This window comes from Prodigiosinella confusarubida (assembly GCF_002847015.1).
In the GTDB taxonomy this organism is placed as follows: domain Bacteria; phylum Pseudomonadota; class Gammaproteobacteria; order Enterobacterales; family Enterobacteriaceae; genus Prodigiosinella; species Prodigiosinella aquatilis.
Genome location: NZ_CP025085.1, coordinates 2,161,621 through 2,175,849 on the forward strand (window position 1 = coordinate 2,161,621; position 14,229 = coordinate 2,175,849).

Sequence of the window (14,229 nt, forward strand, 5' to 3'; positions counted from 1 at the left end):
ATGGCGCTATTTCAGTATCAGGCGTTGAACGCGCAGGGGAAAAAATGCCGTGGCTTACAGGAGGCCGACTCCGCTCGTCAGGCGCGGCAGCTTTTACGTGAAAAGGGACTGACGCCGTTGAAAATGGATGAGCAACGTGGTGAAACGACGGCGCAAAAAGGTTTTGGGTTGTCATTACGACGCGCTCACCGTATCAGCTCGGGTGACCTGGCATTGCTGACCCGACAACTGGCAACCTTGGTTGCCGCGGCGTTACCGTTGGAAGAGGCGTTAGATGCGGTTTCGAAGCAGAGTGAAAAACCGAAGCTGAGCCAGTTGATGTCATCGGTTCGGATGAAGGTCATGGAAGGACATTCGCTGGCTGAGGCCATGAGCAGCTTCCCCGGCAGTTTTGAGCGATTGTATTGTGCCATGGTGTCAGCCGGAGAGGCCTCCGGTCATCTTGATGCGGTGCTTAATCGTCTGGCTGATTACACCGAACAGCGCCAGCAGATGCGTGGGCGTATTCAGCAGGCGATGATTTACCCTTGCGTGCTGACGGTGGTAGCCATTGCGGTGGTGAGTATTTTGCTAACGGCAGTCGTGCCTAAGGTAGTGGAGCAGTTTATTCACATGAAACAGGCATTGCCATTGTCAACCCGCTTGTTGATGGGGATAAGCGATGGAGCACGCACCTTCGGGCCCTGGGTGGTGTTGGCTATGGTACTCGGCATTATGGGGCTACGGGTGTTGTTACGTCAGGAACAGCGGCGTATTGCCTTTCATCACCGCCTACTGTTTTTACCGCTGATTGGACGTATTGTGCGGGGCCTGAATACCGCCCGTTATGCCAGAACCCTGAGCATTCTCAATGCCAGTGCAGTGCCACTGTTACAGGCGATGCGCATCAGCGGTGATGTGATGACCAACGATTACGCTCGCTTTCGGCTGAGTCAGGCGACCGATGCGGTACGCGAGGGCGTCAGTTTGCATCGGGCGCTGGAGAAGACGGCGCTGTTTCCCGCCATGATGCGCCACATGATTGCCAGCGGAGAACGCAGCGGTGAACTGGATAGCATGCTCACTCGTGCCGCCGACAACCAGGACCGTGAGTTCAATGCGGAAATGACGTTGGCACTGGGGCTGTTTGAGCCGTTGCTGGTGGTCAGCATGGCTGGGATCGTGTTGTTTATCGTTTTGGCTATTTTACAGCCGATTCTGCAACTGAATACCCTAATGAGCATGTAGTAAAGACTGATATTGAATGAGGTAATAAAAGATGGAACGACGTCAACGAGGTTTTACCCTGTTGGAAATCATGGTGGTTATCGTCATTCTCGGCATATTGGCGAGCCTGGTGGTGCCTAATCTGATGGGAAATAAAGAGAAGGCTGACCGGCAAAAAGCAGTTAGCGATATCGTGGCGTTGGAGAGTGCGCTGGATATGTACAAGCTTGATAACAACCGTTATCCCTCAACGGAGCAAGGATTGCTGTCGCTGGTGAAAAAACCAACGGTACAACCAGAACCACGCAACTATCCACAGGATGGATATATTCGCCGTCTGCCGCAGGACCCGTGGGGCGCGGAGTACCAACTGCTTAATCCAGGACGTCACGGCAGGCTGGATATTTTCTCCTATGGTCCAGATGGCATACCGGATACGGAAGATGACATCGGCAACTGGAATGTTGGCACGCGTGCGCACAATAGCACCACTAACGAGTAATCAATTGTGCGGCAACATGGATTTACTCTGCTGGAAATCATGTTGGTCGTCCTGTTGGCTGGACTGGCCGCCATGATGGTCATGATGTCCATCCCGGTTCCCAAGTCGCAGGACAGTGCCTGGCAAATGTCCCGTTTCCGGGCACAACTGGAATTCGCGGTGGCGGACAGCCAGATGAATGATCACATCCTCGGTATTTACATCTTCCCTCAGCGTTGGCAGTACGTTTTGTTACAACGTCAGGTGATGGATTTGCCTGATGATCAACAGCGTTTGAGCTATGCGTGGCAACCATGGACACCCCATCGCATGGCATCGGTTACCGAGTTGCCTTCGGTATTTCAACTGGAACTGGCGGGTGCGGGAAAAGCGGCAGGCAACAGCAAGCGCGTTTCTGCTGCTGACAGAGACCCCGATATTATCGTTTTGCCCGGCGGTGAAGTGACGCCGTTTCGGCTGGCATTTCGAACTAAAGATCAGCGCGCGACCTGGCTACAGGTGGATGAGAACGGCAATTTGCTCACGTCACAGGGTGTGGAAAGATAGCGATGAAGCAACAAGGGATGACACTGCTGGAAGTGATGATCGCGCTGGTGGTTTTTGCGCTGGCAGGCCTGACGGTGTTAAAAACCACCGCGCAGCAGGCTGGCACGCTGAGTCGACTGGAGGAGAAAACCTTTGCTTCCTGGATTGCGGACAATCAACAGGTACAGGTGCAACTGGAGAACAGTTGGCCGGATACCCGCTGGATAGAGGGCGAAGTTCCCTTTGCCGGAACGCTGTGGTACTGGCGTTTGCAAGGTGTGGAGACGGCCGATAGTCATGTACGCGCGTTAGATGTCGAGGTCCGTCACAATAAAAACTCACCGTCGTCGGATGCCTGGTTGCGCAGTTATGTGGTTCGTAAGGGAGAGCCGGCACAGTGAAACCCTATTCAGCGATACGTGGCTTCACCTTACTGGAAATGATGTTGGCGCTAGCGGTATTTGCGGCGCTGAGCCTGAGTACCTCTGAAGTGTTGAATGGCGTAATACGCAACGATACGGTCTCAGCGCGCAAAGCCGGTAGACTGGCCGAGTTGCAGCGTGCATTTTCGCAGATGGAGCGGGATTTCTCACAGATTGTTCCCTATCGTCGTGCAGGAAGCAAACATGGCTTTTATGCCGGGCGATATCAGTTTGACAGCAACGACTGGGCTGTCAGTTTTATCCGCAATGGCTGGCTTAATCCACTGGGTGTATTACCGCGCTCAGAGCTGCAACCCGTGAGCTATCGTCTACGTAACAATACCCTGGAACGTCTGTTTTATGATTCTCCCGATCCACTCAATGGGCAGGAACCGGCAATCCGGCCGTTACTGACCCATGTCGATGGTTTCGTCCTGCATTTTTTTGGAAAGAGAGGCTGGCAGGATCGTTGGGACGATCCCGATAATCTGCCGGAAGGTATTGCTGTGGTTGTGAATCTGCGGGATTACGGCGAAATAACGCGGTTGTTCCTGCTGACGCATACTTACAAAGAGAAGAAAAAGAATAAGACTGGTACACAGGATGGCGACACGGAAGCGCGTCAGGATACCACCTATAACCCTGATGCGGGGCAGTCTGCGAGCGGGAATGGTTCATGAACAGTCGGCAGCGTGGTGTCGCGTTGTTGGTCGTGATGCTGATTCTGGCACTGATGGTGACCGTAGCGTACTCGATTACCGAGCGAACAGGCATGGCCTGGCAACGTACGGAAAGTCAGCTTAACCGGATGCAGGCGAAGTGGTATGCCCGAGGCGCGGAAGCTTTGGTAGAAAGCATCTTGTTGCAGGATGCGCTAGCCTCACCGAAGCAGACTTCTCTGGGGCAATCCTGGTCGCGGGTGATGCACCAGACGTTGTCCGATGGCGGAGAAATCCGCAGTCAGGTGCAGGATGGTTTGACCTGTCTAAATTTGAATGCACTGAATCAACATGACAACAAGAATGGAAATACGGAAAAAACCAGCGATACGCTGATGTCTGCGCCTTATGCCGCGAAAGTATTACGGCAACTCATTATTGGTCTGGGCGAAGATGCCACACGGGCGGACAACGTGGTTGACGCTATCCGTGACTGGATCGATGAGGATAGTCAGCCACGAGCCAAGGGCGCTGAAGACGAAAGCTACCCGGCCTATCATCCTGCAAACCAGAATATGGTGGATGTGAGCGAACTGCGCGTGGTGTCCGGGATGGATACCGCGCTTTATCGCCGGTTATTACCGTATGTCTGCGTCCTGCCAGTGAAGACGATGATGATTAATGTGAACACCCTCCGTGTTGAGCAGGCTCCGCTGATGTCTGCATTGTTTATGGGAGAGCTTAATACCGAGGATGCGCAAGCAGTATTGTCACAACGTCCGGCGAAAGGATGGGGCAGCGTGAACGAATTTATCCGGTTGCAGCAGTTACCTGATGGCAGTAAGGCTGGCGCACAGAAAGTGCTGGCGATTAAAAGTGAATGGTTTTTTGCCGATGTGCAGGTTCTGGTCGGTGACAATGACTTTTACCAGCGCAGTCTGTTCCATATTGATGGTAAGAAAATTGATGTAATACAACGGCAATACGGGGGATATAGGACGGTGAACCCATGAACAGGACAGAGAACGCCAGTGGGAAACAGCATCTTGTCGTGCGTTTATCCGCAGACGCGACAGACAGTCTTGAATGGCTGATTTGGTCACCCGGTCGTCAGTTGGTTGTCGCTCAAGGGAGCGGTACGGTAGCGGAGTTGAAGGAGAGTTTGGCGGCTTGCCCGGTAGTTTCCGCCCGGGTGCTGGTCCCTTCTACTGACGTGGTTTTTCATACATTGACGTTGCCACGTCAGTCACGACGGCAATTGTTACAGGCAATTCCCTTCATGTTGGAGGATCAACTGGCGGCAGATGTTGAAAAACTGCATTTTGCCGTTGTAGAAATACGTGATGAGCAGGGTACGGTCGCCGTTGTGCAGAAAGATCGGATGAGGCAATGGCTGAAACAGTGCCACGAGATTGGGGTCAGTGTGGAAACGTTGTTGCCGGATGTGTTGGCATTACCCCGGCTGGACAGTGCCTGGAGTGCGTTGAGTCATCACGATTTGTGGTTGTTTCGACAGGATAGCGGTATCGGCATGGCGGCAGAAACCTGCTGGTATCAGGAATTGATAAACGCGTTTCAGCCATTGCCGGCAGTACATTGCTACAGCCCGGTTCCTGCCGAAGCTATCACCTGGCAGCCACAACCTGTCACGGACTTGTTGACACTGGCCGCGAAAGCCTCATTACCGGTGAGTATGGATCTGCGACAGGGCGAATTTGCGCTGGTGAAATCCTGGCGTCAGGCTGTTCAGCCATGGCGTGGTGTATTGATCGCGCTGTCCGTCTATCTCTTGTTGCTGGCAGGGGATGCTGGTTGGTCACATTATAAACTTTATCAGCAGGCAAATTATTGGCATCAGGAGAGTATCCGTGTTTACCGCAAGCTGTTCCCGGAGGAAACCACGGTTGTCAATCCACGGGCGCAGATGCAACGTCATTTGCAGCAGGCCCAAGTGGGGAATTCGTCCGCTACCCTGACCGAACAGATAAGTCGCTTACAGCAGTTGGTCGCTCACAATGCCGGAATTCAATTACAGTCACTGTCTTATGAACATGCCCGGGGTGAGTTGCGGTTGAATCTACGCGCTAATTCATTTGAACAAATGGAGCAGTTTCGTCAGCAGGCGATGGCTTATTATCAGATTCCACCGGGTGAGATAAAGCAGGAAAAGGACCATGTGGAAGGGCAACTGTTATTAAGGAGTCAGCCATGAATGAACTGCGGCAACGCTGGCAGAGTATGAGCCTTCGGGAGAGGGGGTTGATGCTGGTATGTGTGGGGTTGGTGGTTCTGTGCTTGCTGTATTACCTTCTGTGGCAACCCTGGCAACGACAAAGCCAGCAATGGCGGCGGATGATTGAACGTGAACGACAGACGGTCAGTTGGATGCCGAAGCAGGCGGCGCGGCTACCGACATCGAGGGGACTGAAACCGCCGGTGAGTGGACGGGAGGTCAGCCTGACAGTACTAATTCCGCAAACCGCCGCACAATATGGCATCACCATTCAACGTTTACAGCCGCAGGGAAATCAGGTGTCGGTGACATTGTCTCGCAGTGATTTTAATACCTTGATGCGCTGGCTGTTGGAACTGGAGCAGAAAAACGGTGTGACTACTCAGGTACTGGATGTCGCCGCGGTGGAAAACAGTACGGGAGATGTAGACGTGAATCGACTGTTGCTGGAACGATTAAAGGGTGGCTAACATATTGATGGTTCGCCACAAAATGCGGGATGCCGTGCAAACATCATCGTCGGATTACGGTGATGATTGGTTTGATACCCAGGCTATGCCAGCATCGTTATCACAGCAGGGAGAACAGGGGGGAGTAACGCATGATGGATCTAAATACATTTGCCACTGTATTTCCGTGGACATGGCAGGCCGCTCTGTTTGTGTGCGGATTATTGATTGGCAGTTTTCTCAATGTGGTCATCCATCGCTTGCCAATTATGCTGGAGCGTCGCTGGCAGCAGGAAGCCTGTTTTCATCTTGGTCTGGCTGAACCAGAGCCCGTTTCTCGCTATGATCTCTGGTGGCCGCCCTCTACCTGCCCTGATTGCCAGCAACCGCTGCGTTTCAGAGATAACGTTCCTGTACTGAGCTGGCTGTGGTTGCGTGGGCGCTCTCACTGTTGTCTCCGACCTATTTCCTGGCGCTATCCGCTGATTGAAGTGTGTACCGCGCTGCTATTTGTACTGGCTGGCAGTTGGTGGGCACCGGGATTGGCGTTACTGGGAGGACTGGTACTATTCTGCTTCCTGTTAGTGCTGGCGGTGATTGATATCCGAACCCAATGGTTACCGGATGTGTTGACGTTACCGTTGCTGTGGCTGGGGCTTCTGTTTAATCTGTTTGAAACCTTTGTGCCCTTGGGTCAGGCAGTAGTGGGTGCAATGGCGGGTTATCTTTCACTGTGGTTGATTTATTGGCTGTTTAAACGCTTCACGGGGAGAGACGCTCTGGGATACGGTGATTTCAAGTTCCTGGCCGCACTGGGTGCCTGGGTGGGATGGTCGGCATTACCAAACCTGGTGCTGATCGCTTCATCACTGGGATTATTACTGACGCTGTTGTGGCGTGGTGCTCGGCGGCAGAATATACAGCAGCCGCTGGCGTTTGGCCCCTGGCTGGCGCTGGGTGGCGGCATCAGTTTGGTACTGAATGCCGTTAGTGGATTGAGTGGGTAATGCCAGGACTCCCCCAGGAATTAAGCGGTATCCTCGGTCAACATACCGGGGTTTACTCCACCATCAGTATGAAAGTCCCTACCCACAAAAACAGGATGAATGAAACCCCCATAAAGAAGTACTTCATTTATTTTTCTCCAGAAAAAGTCACTTGAGCAACGATGGCGATTGCACGTTTATTGTTCAGGGTATCATACCGACAATTACCCCACTGACGGTGCCCTGTATCATCGTCGGACTCATATCAGTCATGATGGAATTGGCGCTAAATTTACGCCTGGTATGGAGTGTAATTCAAGCAATAAATTCCTTTATAAACAGCTAATACCACTAAAAGTCGCTGCATGATATTACGTGCTATGGCGCTATTTTCCCCCATCACTAATTGACATATTCCCAGTCGGTTGAAGCCTAATAATGCGCGAGATCAGTATTTTTATACATTCAATCGTTATATTGTTTTATATATAACGATTGGCAAGGGAAAAATGATGCAAAAACAATGGCGGTCATTACTGATTATTGCGCTTTTCATGATTTCGACATCGGGGTGGGCAACGCGTCAGGTTACTGATCAACTAGGACGTCGTGTCACCATACCGGACCAGGTAACCCGAGTGGTCGTTTTGCAGCACCAAACGCTGAATCTGCTGGTGCAACTGGATGCACAGGACACGCTGGTCGGCGTCTTGTCCAGTTGGAAAAAACAGTTGGGTGAAGGTTATTTACGCTTGGCACCCCGCCTGGCAACGCTGCCAATGCCGGGTGACTTGACGCAAGTTAACATTGAAAGCTTGCTTAAACTGGCTCCGCAGGTGGTGTTTGTCGCTAACTATGCGCCGCCTGAGATGCTGTCACAGATTGAACATACAGGCATTCCGGTGATTGCGGTTTCGTTGCGTCAGGATAAAGCCAGTGAGGCGGATAAGATGAATCCGGCGATGGATGATGAAAATGTGGCTTATAACGAGGGACTGAAAGCCGGTATTCGTCTGATTGGCAACGTAGTTAATCGCCAGTCACAGGCAGAAGCGCTGATTGCTTACACGTTTAAACAGCGCCGTATCGTGGCGGCGCGTTTAAACGATATTCCGCTGAACAAACGGGTGCGTGTTTATATTGCGAATCCTGATCTCACGACCTACGGATCAGGTAAATATACCGGGCTGATGATGTCCCATGCCGGGGCTATCAATGTTGCTGCCGCTTCGGTGAAAGGATTTCGGCAGGTATCGATTGAGAGCGTACTGCAATGGAATCCACAGGTCATTTTAGTGCAAAACCGTTACCCGGATGTGGTGGGACAAATCATGCATGATCCGGCATGGCAGTCGATTGATGCGGTGAAACATCACCGAGTATATCTGATGCCTGAATATGCCAAAGCCTGGGGCTATCCGATGCCGGAAGCACTGGCGATTGGTGAATTATGGTTGGCAAAGCAGCTTTATCCGGCGCGTTTTAAGGATATCAATATGCAGCGTGCCGCCAATGACTACTACCGGCGCTTTTATCGTACGGATTACCAACCCGCTGTTCTCGCTACAGTAAAATGATGAGGGGCAGTTACCGAATCACGTTGTTGTTGATTGTACTCTTGACGTTACTGATCGCCGTGGGATCGCTCGCGGTGGGTCAGTTTGATCTGCCTATTGAGCGTATTATGTCGATTCTGATTTCACCGTTTACTGGCGTAGATTCGACTATCACTGAGGTGGAAAGGCAGGTGGTGTGGGATGTCCGGCTACCGCGCGTATTGTTGGCATTGTGCGCCGGTAGTGGGCTGGCGCTATGCGGTGCCGCATTGCAAGGGGTGTTTCGTAACCCGCTGGTTGATCCACACATTATTGGCGTGTCGGCTGGTTCCGCTTTCGGTGGCACATTGGCTATCCTGTTTGGCTGGCCGCCTTTGTTGTTACTACTGTCCACGTTTACCGCCGGCATGGTAGCCCTGCTGTTGGTGTTTATGATCGCGTCACTGTTGGGCAGGCAACAGATTCTGGTATTAATTCTGGCAGGGGTACTGCTCAGCGGTTTTTTCGGCGCGCTAGTCAGTCTGATGCAATATCTGGCGGACACGGAAGAAAAACTACCCAGCATCATATTCTGGTTGTTAGGCAGTTTCGCTACGGCACAGTGGGATAAAGTGATGATGCTGGCCGCATCGTTGACGGTGGCCGGTGGACTTTTACTGCGATTACGCTGGCGCATCAATGTGCTTTCCATGGGAGAACAGGATGCCACCACGTTGGGTATTCCCGTTCCGCTGTTACGTTGGCTGATTCTGACGCTCTGCGCGCTGATTGTCGCCGCACAGGTTGCGGTAAGCGGCTGTATTGGTTGGGTGGGCCTGGTGGTTCCTCATCTCGCGCGCTTGTGGGTCGGTCCGGATCATCGTCGTCTGTTGCCGGTATCGATGTGGTTGGGCGGCGGTTTTATGGTGTTGGTTGACGATGTGGCCCGCAGCCTGACGACGGCGGAGTTACCACTTAGTATCATTACGGCATTGTTGGGCGCACCGATGGTCGTGCTGTTGCTGTGCCGTAACCGAAGGGAGAATCGACTGTGACTGCCCCGATGTTGACAACAGAAAATCTGGGGTGTGGTTATTCTGCCAGGCAAGCGCTGTTTGCTCCGTTGAATCTCCACATTCAGGCTGGTGAGATTACCGCCATACTGGGGGGCAATGGACGAGGGAAAACCACGCTGATGCATACGCTGCTTGGGTATTTATCACCGTTAGCTGGCCGTGTGACACGTTATGGCAGTATCGGGTTTGTGCCACAGCGCTTTGCGCCATCTTTTGCCTACAGTGTGCTGGATATTGTACTGATGGGACGGGCAAGTAAGATTGGCTGGTTATCCATGCCTTCAGCGCAGGATATCGCACTGGCTAACGCAGCATTATCTCAACTGGATCTGATGGATCTGGCGGATCGACCATTCAACACGCTATCCGGCGGGCAGCAACAGCGGGTATTGATTGCCCGGGCACTGACCACGGAGTGCCAGATCCTGATGTTGGATGAACCTACGGCGGCACTGGATTTACAGCATCAGGCCAGCGTGTTGCAACTGCTGCGACGGCTGGCAAAGGAGCAGGGGATTAGCGTGGTGTTTTCCACCCACGATCCCGCGCAGGCGATGATGATCGCGCAGCGCTCACTATTGCTGATGAATGACGGTGAATGTCTACACGGGCTAAATGGTGACGTTCTGACGGAAGACAATCTGACCCGGTTGTATGGCATCCCGGTCAAAATGCTGACTGTTGCGTTCGCTCAACAGCATTATCGTACCTTGATCCCTCTGTTTACGGCGATGGAGTCCTGATGAATCGGGCATTACGTGTCTTTGCCGCAGGAAGTCTGAGACAACCTTTCAGCGTGCTGCTGAAAACATTCACACAACGCTATGGTGTGGAAACAGAACCCACGTTTGGCCCTGCGGGGTTGTTGTGCCAACAACTGATGAGCGGGGGTGTCGCCGATTTGTTTGCCTCCGCTGACTGTGGGCATCCGTTACGCTTACAGTCGCAGGGAATGACCGGGAAAACGGCTCGTTTTGCGACCAATCAGCTGTGCATAGTGATGCGCAATGATCCCGCATTGACCGGACAAGACTGGTTGTCAACGTTGCTCGATTCGCGCTTCACACTATCAACTTCTACACCGGGTAGTGATCCTGGTGGCGATTATGCGCATCAGTTTTTTGATCGGATCGAGTGTTTGCATCCCGGTAAAGGAAACCTGCTGCGCAGCAGGGCGAAACCTTTACTGGGTGCGGGACTCACGTCATTGCTTCCGGCGGGGACGATAGCTAGCGCTAACCTGATCCTTACCGGACAGAGTGATATCCATATCGGTTATGCCAACTACATTCCACAGATGCGACGTTATCCCGAACTGCACATTGTTAAACTGGCAGCACCTTATGCCGTTACGGCAGAATATATGTTGGCAACGCTCAAACCTGAGCAGCCAGAAGCGGTATTACTGGCGCGTTACCTGCTGTCTGAAACGGCACAGTGTTGTCTGGCCGAATATGGTTTCGGAATGATGATGTAACGAACGGTGTTATTTTGCCGCACGGTCAGGAGAGCGATTCTGGTATGATGTCTGTCGTTTTACGCTGGCGATGGGCTGGCGTCGCCTTCGCTAACGGGAGCACTTACCTTGATTTCCACCGATTTTTCTTCTCTCCCACTTCCAGCGTCGCAATTATCCAATTTGCAGGAACTGGGGTATGCCTCGATGACACCCGTGCAAGCGGCTGCGTTACCCGCCATTCTGCGCGGTGAAGATGTGCGGGCCAAAGCCAAAACCGGCAGTGGTAAAACGGCCGCTTTTGGTATTGGTCTACTAAACACCATCGAGACAAGTTCATTTACCACTCAGTCGTTGGTGTTATGCCCCACGCGAGAGTTGGCCGATCAGGTAAGCAAAGCGCTGCGTCGACTGGCGCGGTTTACCCAAAATATTAAAATCCTGACCCTGTGTGGTGGGCAGCCGATGGGGCCACAACTAGATTCGCTGGTTCATGCGCCTCACATCGTGGTGGGAACACCGGGGCGGGTTCAGGAGCATCTGCGAAAAGGGTCATTGTCTTTGGCCGCGATGAAAATTCTGGTACTGGATGAAGCCGATCGTATGCTGGATATGGGGTTTACCGAGGCGATTGATAATGTGATCAGCCATACGCCATCTCAGCGACAGACGCTGTTGTTTTCCGCTACGTATCCGGCGGAAATTGCGCGTATCAGCGCCCGGGTACAGCGTCAGCCAGTCAGTATCGAAGTTGATGAAGAACACGATGATACCGCTATTGAGCAGCATTTTTACGAAACATCCCGTGAACGTCGGCTTCCGCTGCTGGTTGCACTATTGAGCCAGCATCAGCCGGCCTCCTGCGTGGTGTTTTGCAATACCAAACGTGAGTGCCAGAGCGTGTTCGACGCGCTGGCCGCACAGGATATCAGTGTGCTGGCGCTGCATGGCGATATGGAGCAGCGGGATCGCGATCAGGTGTTGGTCCGTTTTTCCAATCATAGCTGTCGTGTGCTGGTGGCAACTGATGTGGCCGCACGGGGGCTGGATATCAAGCAACTGGAACTGGTGGTGAATTTCGAACTGGCGTTTGATCCTGAAGTGCATGTCCATCGTATCGGACGTACCGGGCGGGCGGGTATGCAAGGGCTGGCGATCAGTCTGTGTACGCCGGAGGAGATGAATCGTGTTCATCTGCTGGAAGATTATCTTGGTATTACCGTGAACTGGCGCCAGGCAGCGTCGGTAGGTGGTGGCATGGTGGCGCTGGAGTCGGAAATGATCACGCTGTGCATTGACGGAGGGCGTAAGGCTAAAATCCGTCCGGGTGATATTCTTGGTGCCCTGACAGGGGACGCTGGCTTAACCGCGGCGGAGGTGGGTAAAATCGACCTGTTCCCGGTTCATGCTTACGTGGCTATTCGTAAAAGTAGTGCCAAGCGTGCTTTGCAACAGCTTCAACAAGGGAAAATCAAAGGGAAAAGCTGCAAAGTTCGGTTGTTACACTAAAGCTGGTATCTGCTTGTATAACCCCGATACAAATCGATGATCACGTGGTAGGCTGGTAACTTATATCTGGAACAATGTTGCTACCGGATGTTAACAAAATGGAGTCGGCACAAGAGGATGAGGCCCGTTCGACGGTGATACCGTGTGGCTAAGTGAGTCAAGCTGTTATGCCCGCTCCATTGATACAGTTAATCAACAGGGAGAAACTGAGCCTGATGCAGAAAACAGAAGTGGACCTGCGGCTGGCGGAAATTGACCAACGCTTAACGATGATATTGGTGCCGGGATTACGTGACAGTGATGACGAACACTGGCAAAGCTGTTGGGAACAACGATTCCCTTTCTGGCAGCGTATCCGTCAGAAAGAGTGGTATCAGGCAGATCTTGATCGTTGGGTGTTGGCGATTCGCCGTGAGCTGTCGGCCTGTACCCAGCCGGCGATTTTAGTCGGTCACAGCTTTGGGGCACTGGCTTCCTGCTATGTCGTGCAGCAGAAAATGGAAGGCATTGTCGGGGTGATGTTGGTAGCACCTGCGGAACCTATGCGTTTTGAAATTGAAGATCGTATTCGTCCAGATTTGCTAACAGTGCCCAGTTTGGCATTTGCCAGCCATAATGATCCGTTAATGACGTTTTCCCGCGCAAAATACTGGGCGAAGGCCTGGGGTAGTGAACTGGTGGATGTTGGCGAAGGGGGACATATCAACGCGGAGTCCGGTTTCGGTCCGTGGGAATATGGGCTGCAACGTCTGGCTGAATTTGCTGAAAAAATCGCACATTGATCACATTGTCTGGGGAGACGTTCCGCGTCTCCTGTGATTGTCTCCTTTTCTATCCCGGCGTGACCCCCTCCTTTTAAACTGGCTTACTTATCGCCGTATCTTCTCTGATACTCAAGGTAGGAAAATAATGGATAAAATTACCCTGATTACCGGGGGATCTCGTGGTATCGGTCGCGCAACAGCACTCTATCTCGCTGACAAAGGGCATAAAATCTGTATTGGTTACCATACTCGTAAAGACAGCGCTCAAGAGGTTATTGCGGCTATTTGTCATAAAGGTGGTAAGGCTATCGCCGTTCAGGCGGACATCGCAGATGAAGAACAGGTGCTGGAACTGTTCCGACAAACCGACAAAGATCTGGGGTGCCTGTCTGGTTTGGTGAACAATGCCGGGATCCTTAAACCACAGGCAACCATTGAGCAGGTGAATGCTGATCGTCTGAACGCGATATTTGCCACCAATGTGGTGGGGAGTTTTCTCTGTGCGCGTGAAGCGGTCAAACGTATGGCCTTCAGACATGGCGGGCAGGGCGGTGTCATTGTCAATGTATCATCTGCCGCATCCCGGCTGGGTTCGCCACATGAATATGTTGATTATGCTGCCTCGAAAGGGGCAATTGATACTCTGACGATCGGCTTGTCGCAGGAAGTTGCCGGGCAAGGAATACGGGTTAATGCCATTCGTCCTGGATTCATTTATACCGAAATGCATGCTGATGGTGGAGAAGCCACTCGCGTCGATAGGATAAAAGATAATCTGCCGATGAAACGCGGCGGTCATCCTGTCGAGGTCGCACAGGCGATAGCCTGGTTGCTGTCTGATGAGGCTTCTTATGTTACTGGGAGTTTTATCGATCTGGCTGGCGGGAAATAGGCATCGCGCTGAATG

General features: G+C 52.4%; 17 protein-coding genes. 16 read left to right on the top strand and 1 reads right to left on the bottom strand.

Going from position 1 to position 14,229, the window contains the following annotated elements:
• From gspF to CWC46_RS10070, 9 genes are all read left to right on the top strand, one after another.
• Positions 1-1,227, top strand: coding sequence for a type II secretion system inner membrane protein GspF (gene gspF, locus CWC46_RS10030; protein ID WP_021016724.1), 1,227 nt, complete (start codon positions 1-3; stop codon positions 1,225-1,227).
• Between the two features lie 31 nt (positions 1,228-1,258).
• A complete protein-coding gene (gene gspG / locus CWC46_RS10035) occupies positions 1,259-1,708 on the top strand; it encodes a type II secretion system major pseudopilin GspG (protein ID WP_021016723.1) in 450 nt (149 codons plus the stop codon).
• Positions 1,709-1,714: 6 nt separating this feature from the next.
• A complete protein-coding gene (gspH, locus tag CWC46_RS10040) occupies positions 1,715-2,254 on the top strand; it encodes a type II secretion system minor pseudopilin GspH (RefSeq protein WP_021016722.1) in 540 nt (179 codons plus the stop codon).
• 2 nt (positions 2,255-2,256) lie between these two features.
• The gene (gspI, locus tag CWC46_RS10045; RefSeq protein WP_021016721.1) at positions 2,257-2,634 is read left to right on the top strand and encodes a type II secretion system minor pseudopilin GspI; all 378 of its coding nucleotides are present in this window, start codon (positions 2,257-2,259) and stop codon (positions 2,632-2,634) included.
• On the top strand, positions 2,631-3,335 hold the full coding sequence (gene gspJ / locus CWC46_RS10050; RefSeq protein ID WP_021016720.1) for a type II secretion system minor pseudopilin GspJ: 705 nt from the start codon (positions 2,631-2,633) through the stop codon (positions 3,333-3,335). The genes gspI and gspJ overlap by 4 nt, the downstream gene beginning before the upstream one ends.
• Complete coding sequence (gene gspK, locus CWC46_RS10055; protein ID WP_021016719.1) at positions 3,332-4,327, top strand: type II secretion system minor pseudopilin GspK; 996 nt, start codon at positions 3,332-3,334, stop codon at positions 4,325-4,327. Before gspJ ends, gspK begins: the two co-directional genes overlap by 4 nt.
• A complete protein-coding gene (gene gspL, locus CWC46_RS10060; RefSeq protein ID WP_021016718.1) occupies positions 4,324-5,526 on the top strand; it encodes a type II secretion system protein GspL in 1,203 nt (400 codons plus the stop codon). The genes gspK and gspL overlap by 4 nt, the downstream gene beginning before the upstream one ends.
• Positions 5,523-6,017 carry a type II secretion system protein GspM gene (gspM, locus tag CWC46_RS10065; protein ID WP_021016717.1) on the top strand — a complete coding sequence of 165 codons (495 nt, stop codon included), beginning with the start codon at positions 5,523-5,525 and terminating at the stop codon, positions 6,015-6,017. The genes gspL and gspM overlap by 4 nt, the downstream gene beginning before the upstream one ends.
• Positions 6,018-6,151: 134 nt before the next feature.
• Positions 6,152-7,003 (top strand): prepilin peptidase, encoded by an 852-nt coding sequence (locus CWC46_RS10070; protein WP_084297661.1) that lies wholly within the window; start codon positions 6,152-6,154, stop codon positions 7,001-7,003.
• Between the two features lie 52 nt (positions 7,004-7,055).
• Here CWC46_RS10070 and ypdK read toward each other — a convergent pair whose 3' ends face one another.
• Complete coding sequence (gene ypdK / locus CWC46_RS23635) at positions 7,056-7,130, bottom strand: membrane protein YpdK (protein ID WP_101377546.1); 75 nt, start codon at positions 7,128-7,130, stop codon at positions 7,056-7,058.
• Positions 7,131-7,494: 364 nt separating this feature from the next.
• On the opposite strand from ypdK, the gene CWC46_RS10080 reads away from it, so the two are divergent.
• The 7 genes from CWC46_RS10080 to CWC46_RS10110 all read left to right on the top strand — a co-directional run bounded on the left by CWC46_RS10080 (position 7,495) and on the right by CWC46_RS10110 (position 14,214).
• A complete protein-coding gene (locus tag CWC46_RS10080; protein ID WP_416354399.1) occupies positions 7,495-8,559 on the top strand; it encodes an ABC transporter substrate-binding protein in 1,065 nt (354 codons plus the stop codon).
• Entirely contained in the window at positions 8,556-9,572 is a 1,017-nt protein-coding gene (locus CWC46_RS10085) for a FecCD family ABC transporter permease (RefSeq protein ID WP_021016713.1), read from the top strand. The genes CWC46_RS10080 and CWC46_RS10085 overlap by 4 nt, the downstream gene beginning before the upstream one ends.
• Positions 9,569-10,336 (top strand): ABC transporter ATP-binding protein, encoded by a 768-nt coding sequence (locus tag CWC46_RS10090; protein WP_021016712.1) that lies wholly within the window; start codon positions 9,569-9,571, stop codon positions 10,334-10,336. Before CWC46_RS10085 ends, CWC46_RS10090 begins: the two co-directional genes overlap by 4 nt.
• Positions 10,336-11,070 (top strand): molybdate ABC transporter substrate-binding protein, encoded by a 735-nt coding sequence (locus CWC46_RS10095; RefSeq protein WP_021016711.1) that lies wholly within the window; start codon positions 10,336-10,338, stop codon positions 11,068-11,070. The genes CWC46_RS10090 and CWC46_RS10095 overlap by 1 nt, the downstream gene beginning before the upstream one ends.
• Positions 11,071-11,178: 108 nt before the next feature.
• Entirely contained in the window at positions 11,179-12,558 is a 1,380-nt protein-coding gene (gene dbpA / locus CWC46_RS10100; protein ID WP_021016710.1) for an ATP-dependent RNA helicase DbpA, read from the top strand.
• A gap of 215 nt (positions 12,559-12,773) precedes the next feature.
• On the top strand, positions 12,774-13,340 hold the full coding sequence (locus CWC46_RS10105) for an RBBP9/YdeN family alpha/beta hydrolase (RefSeq protein ID WP_037381902.1): 567 nt from the start codon (positions 12,774-12,776) through the stop codon (positions 13,338-13,340).
• 127 nt (positions 13,341-13,467) lie between these two features.
• On the top strand, positions 13,468-14,214 hold the full coding sequence (locus tag CWC46_RS10110) for an SDR family oxidoreductase (protein WP_021016708.1): 747 nt from the start codon (positions 13,468-13,470) through the stop codon (positions 14,212-14,214).
• Positions 14,215-14,229 lie beyond the last annotated feature (15 nt).

Bases quoted from the DNA above. Each gene is read 5' to 3' on its own strand.
- gspF (WP_021016724.1), top strand. From the start codon at position 1: ATGGCGCTATTTCAGTATCAGGCGTTGAACGCGCAGGGGAAAAAATGC.
- gspG (WP_021016723.1), top strand. From the start codon at position 1,259: ATGGAACGACGTCAACGAGGTTTTACCCTGTTGGAAATCATGGTGGTT.
- gspI (WP_021016721.1), top strand. From the start codon at position 2,257: ATGAAGCAACAAGGGATGACACTGCTGGAAGTGATGATCGCGCTGGTG.
- gspK (WP_021016719.1), top strand. From the start codon at position 3,332: ATGAACAGTCGGCAGCGTGGTGTCGCGTTGTTGGTCGTGATGCTGATT.
- gspL (WP_021016718.1), top strand. From the start codon at position 4,324: ATGAACAGGACAGAGAACGCCAGTGGGAAACAGCATCTTGTCGTGCGT.
- gspM (WP_021016717.1), top strand. From the start codon at position 5,523: ATGAATGAACTGCGGCAACGCTGGCAGAGTATGAGCCTTCGGGAGAGG.
- CWC46_RS10070 (WP_084297661.1), top strand. From the start codon at position 6,152: ATGGATCTAAATACATTTGCCACTGTATTTCCGTGGACATGGCAGGCC.
- CWC46_RS10080 (WP_416354399.1), top strand. From the start codon at position 7,495: ATGCAAAAACAATGGCGGTCATTACTGATTATTGCGCTTTTCATGATT.
- CWC46_RS10085 (WP_021016713.1), top strand. From the start codon at position 8,556: ATGATGAGGGGCAGTTACCGAATCACGTTGTTGTTGATTGTACTCTTG.
- CWC46_RS10095 (WP_021016711.1), top strand. From the start codon at position 10,336: ATGAATCGGGCATTACGTGTCTTTGCCGCAGGAAGTCTGAGACAACCT.
- CWC46_RS10105 (WP_037381902.1), top strand. From the start codon at position 12,774: ATGCAGAAAACAGAAGTGGACCTGCGGCTGGCGGAAATTGACCAACGC.
- CWC46_RS10110 (WP_021016708.1), top strand. From the start codon at position 13,468: ATGGATAAAATTACCCTGATTACCGGGGGATCTCGTGGTATCGGTCGC.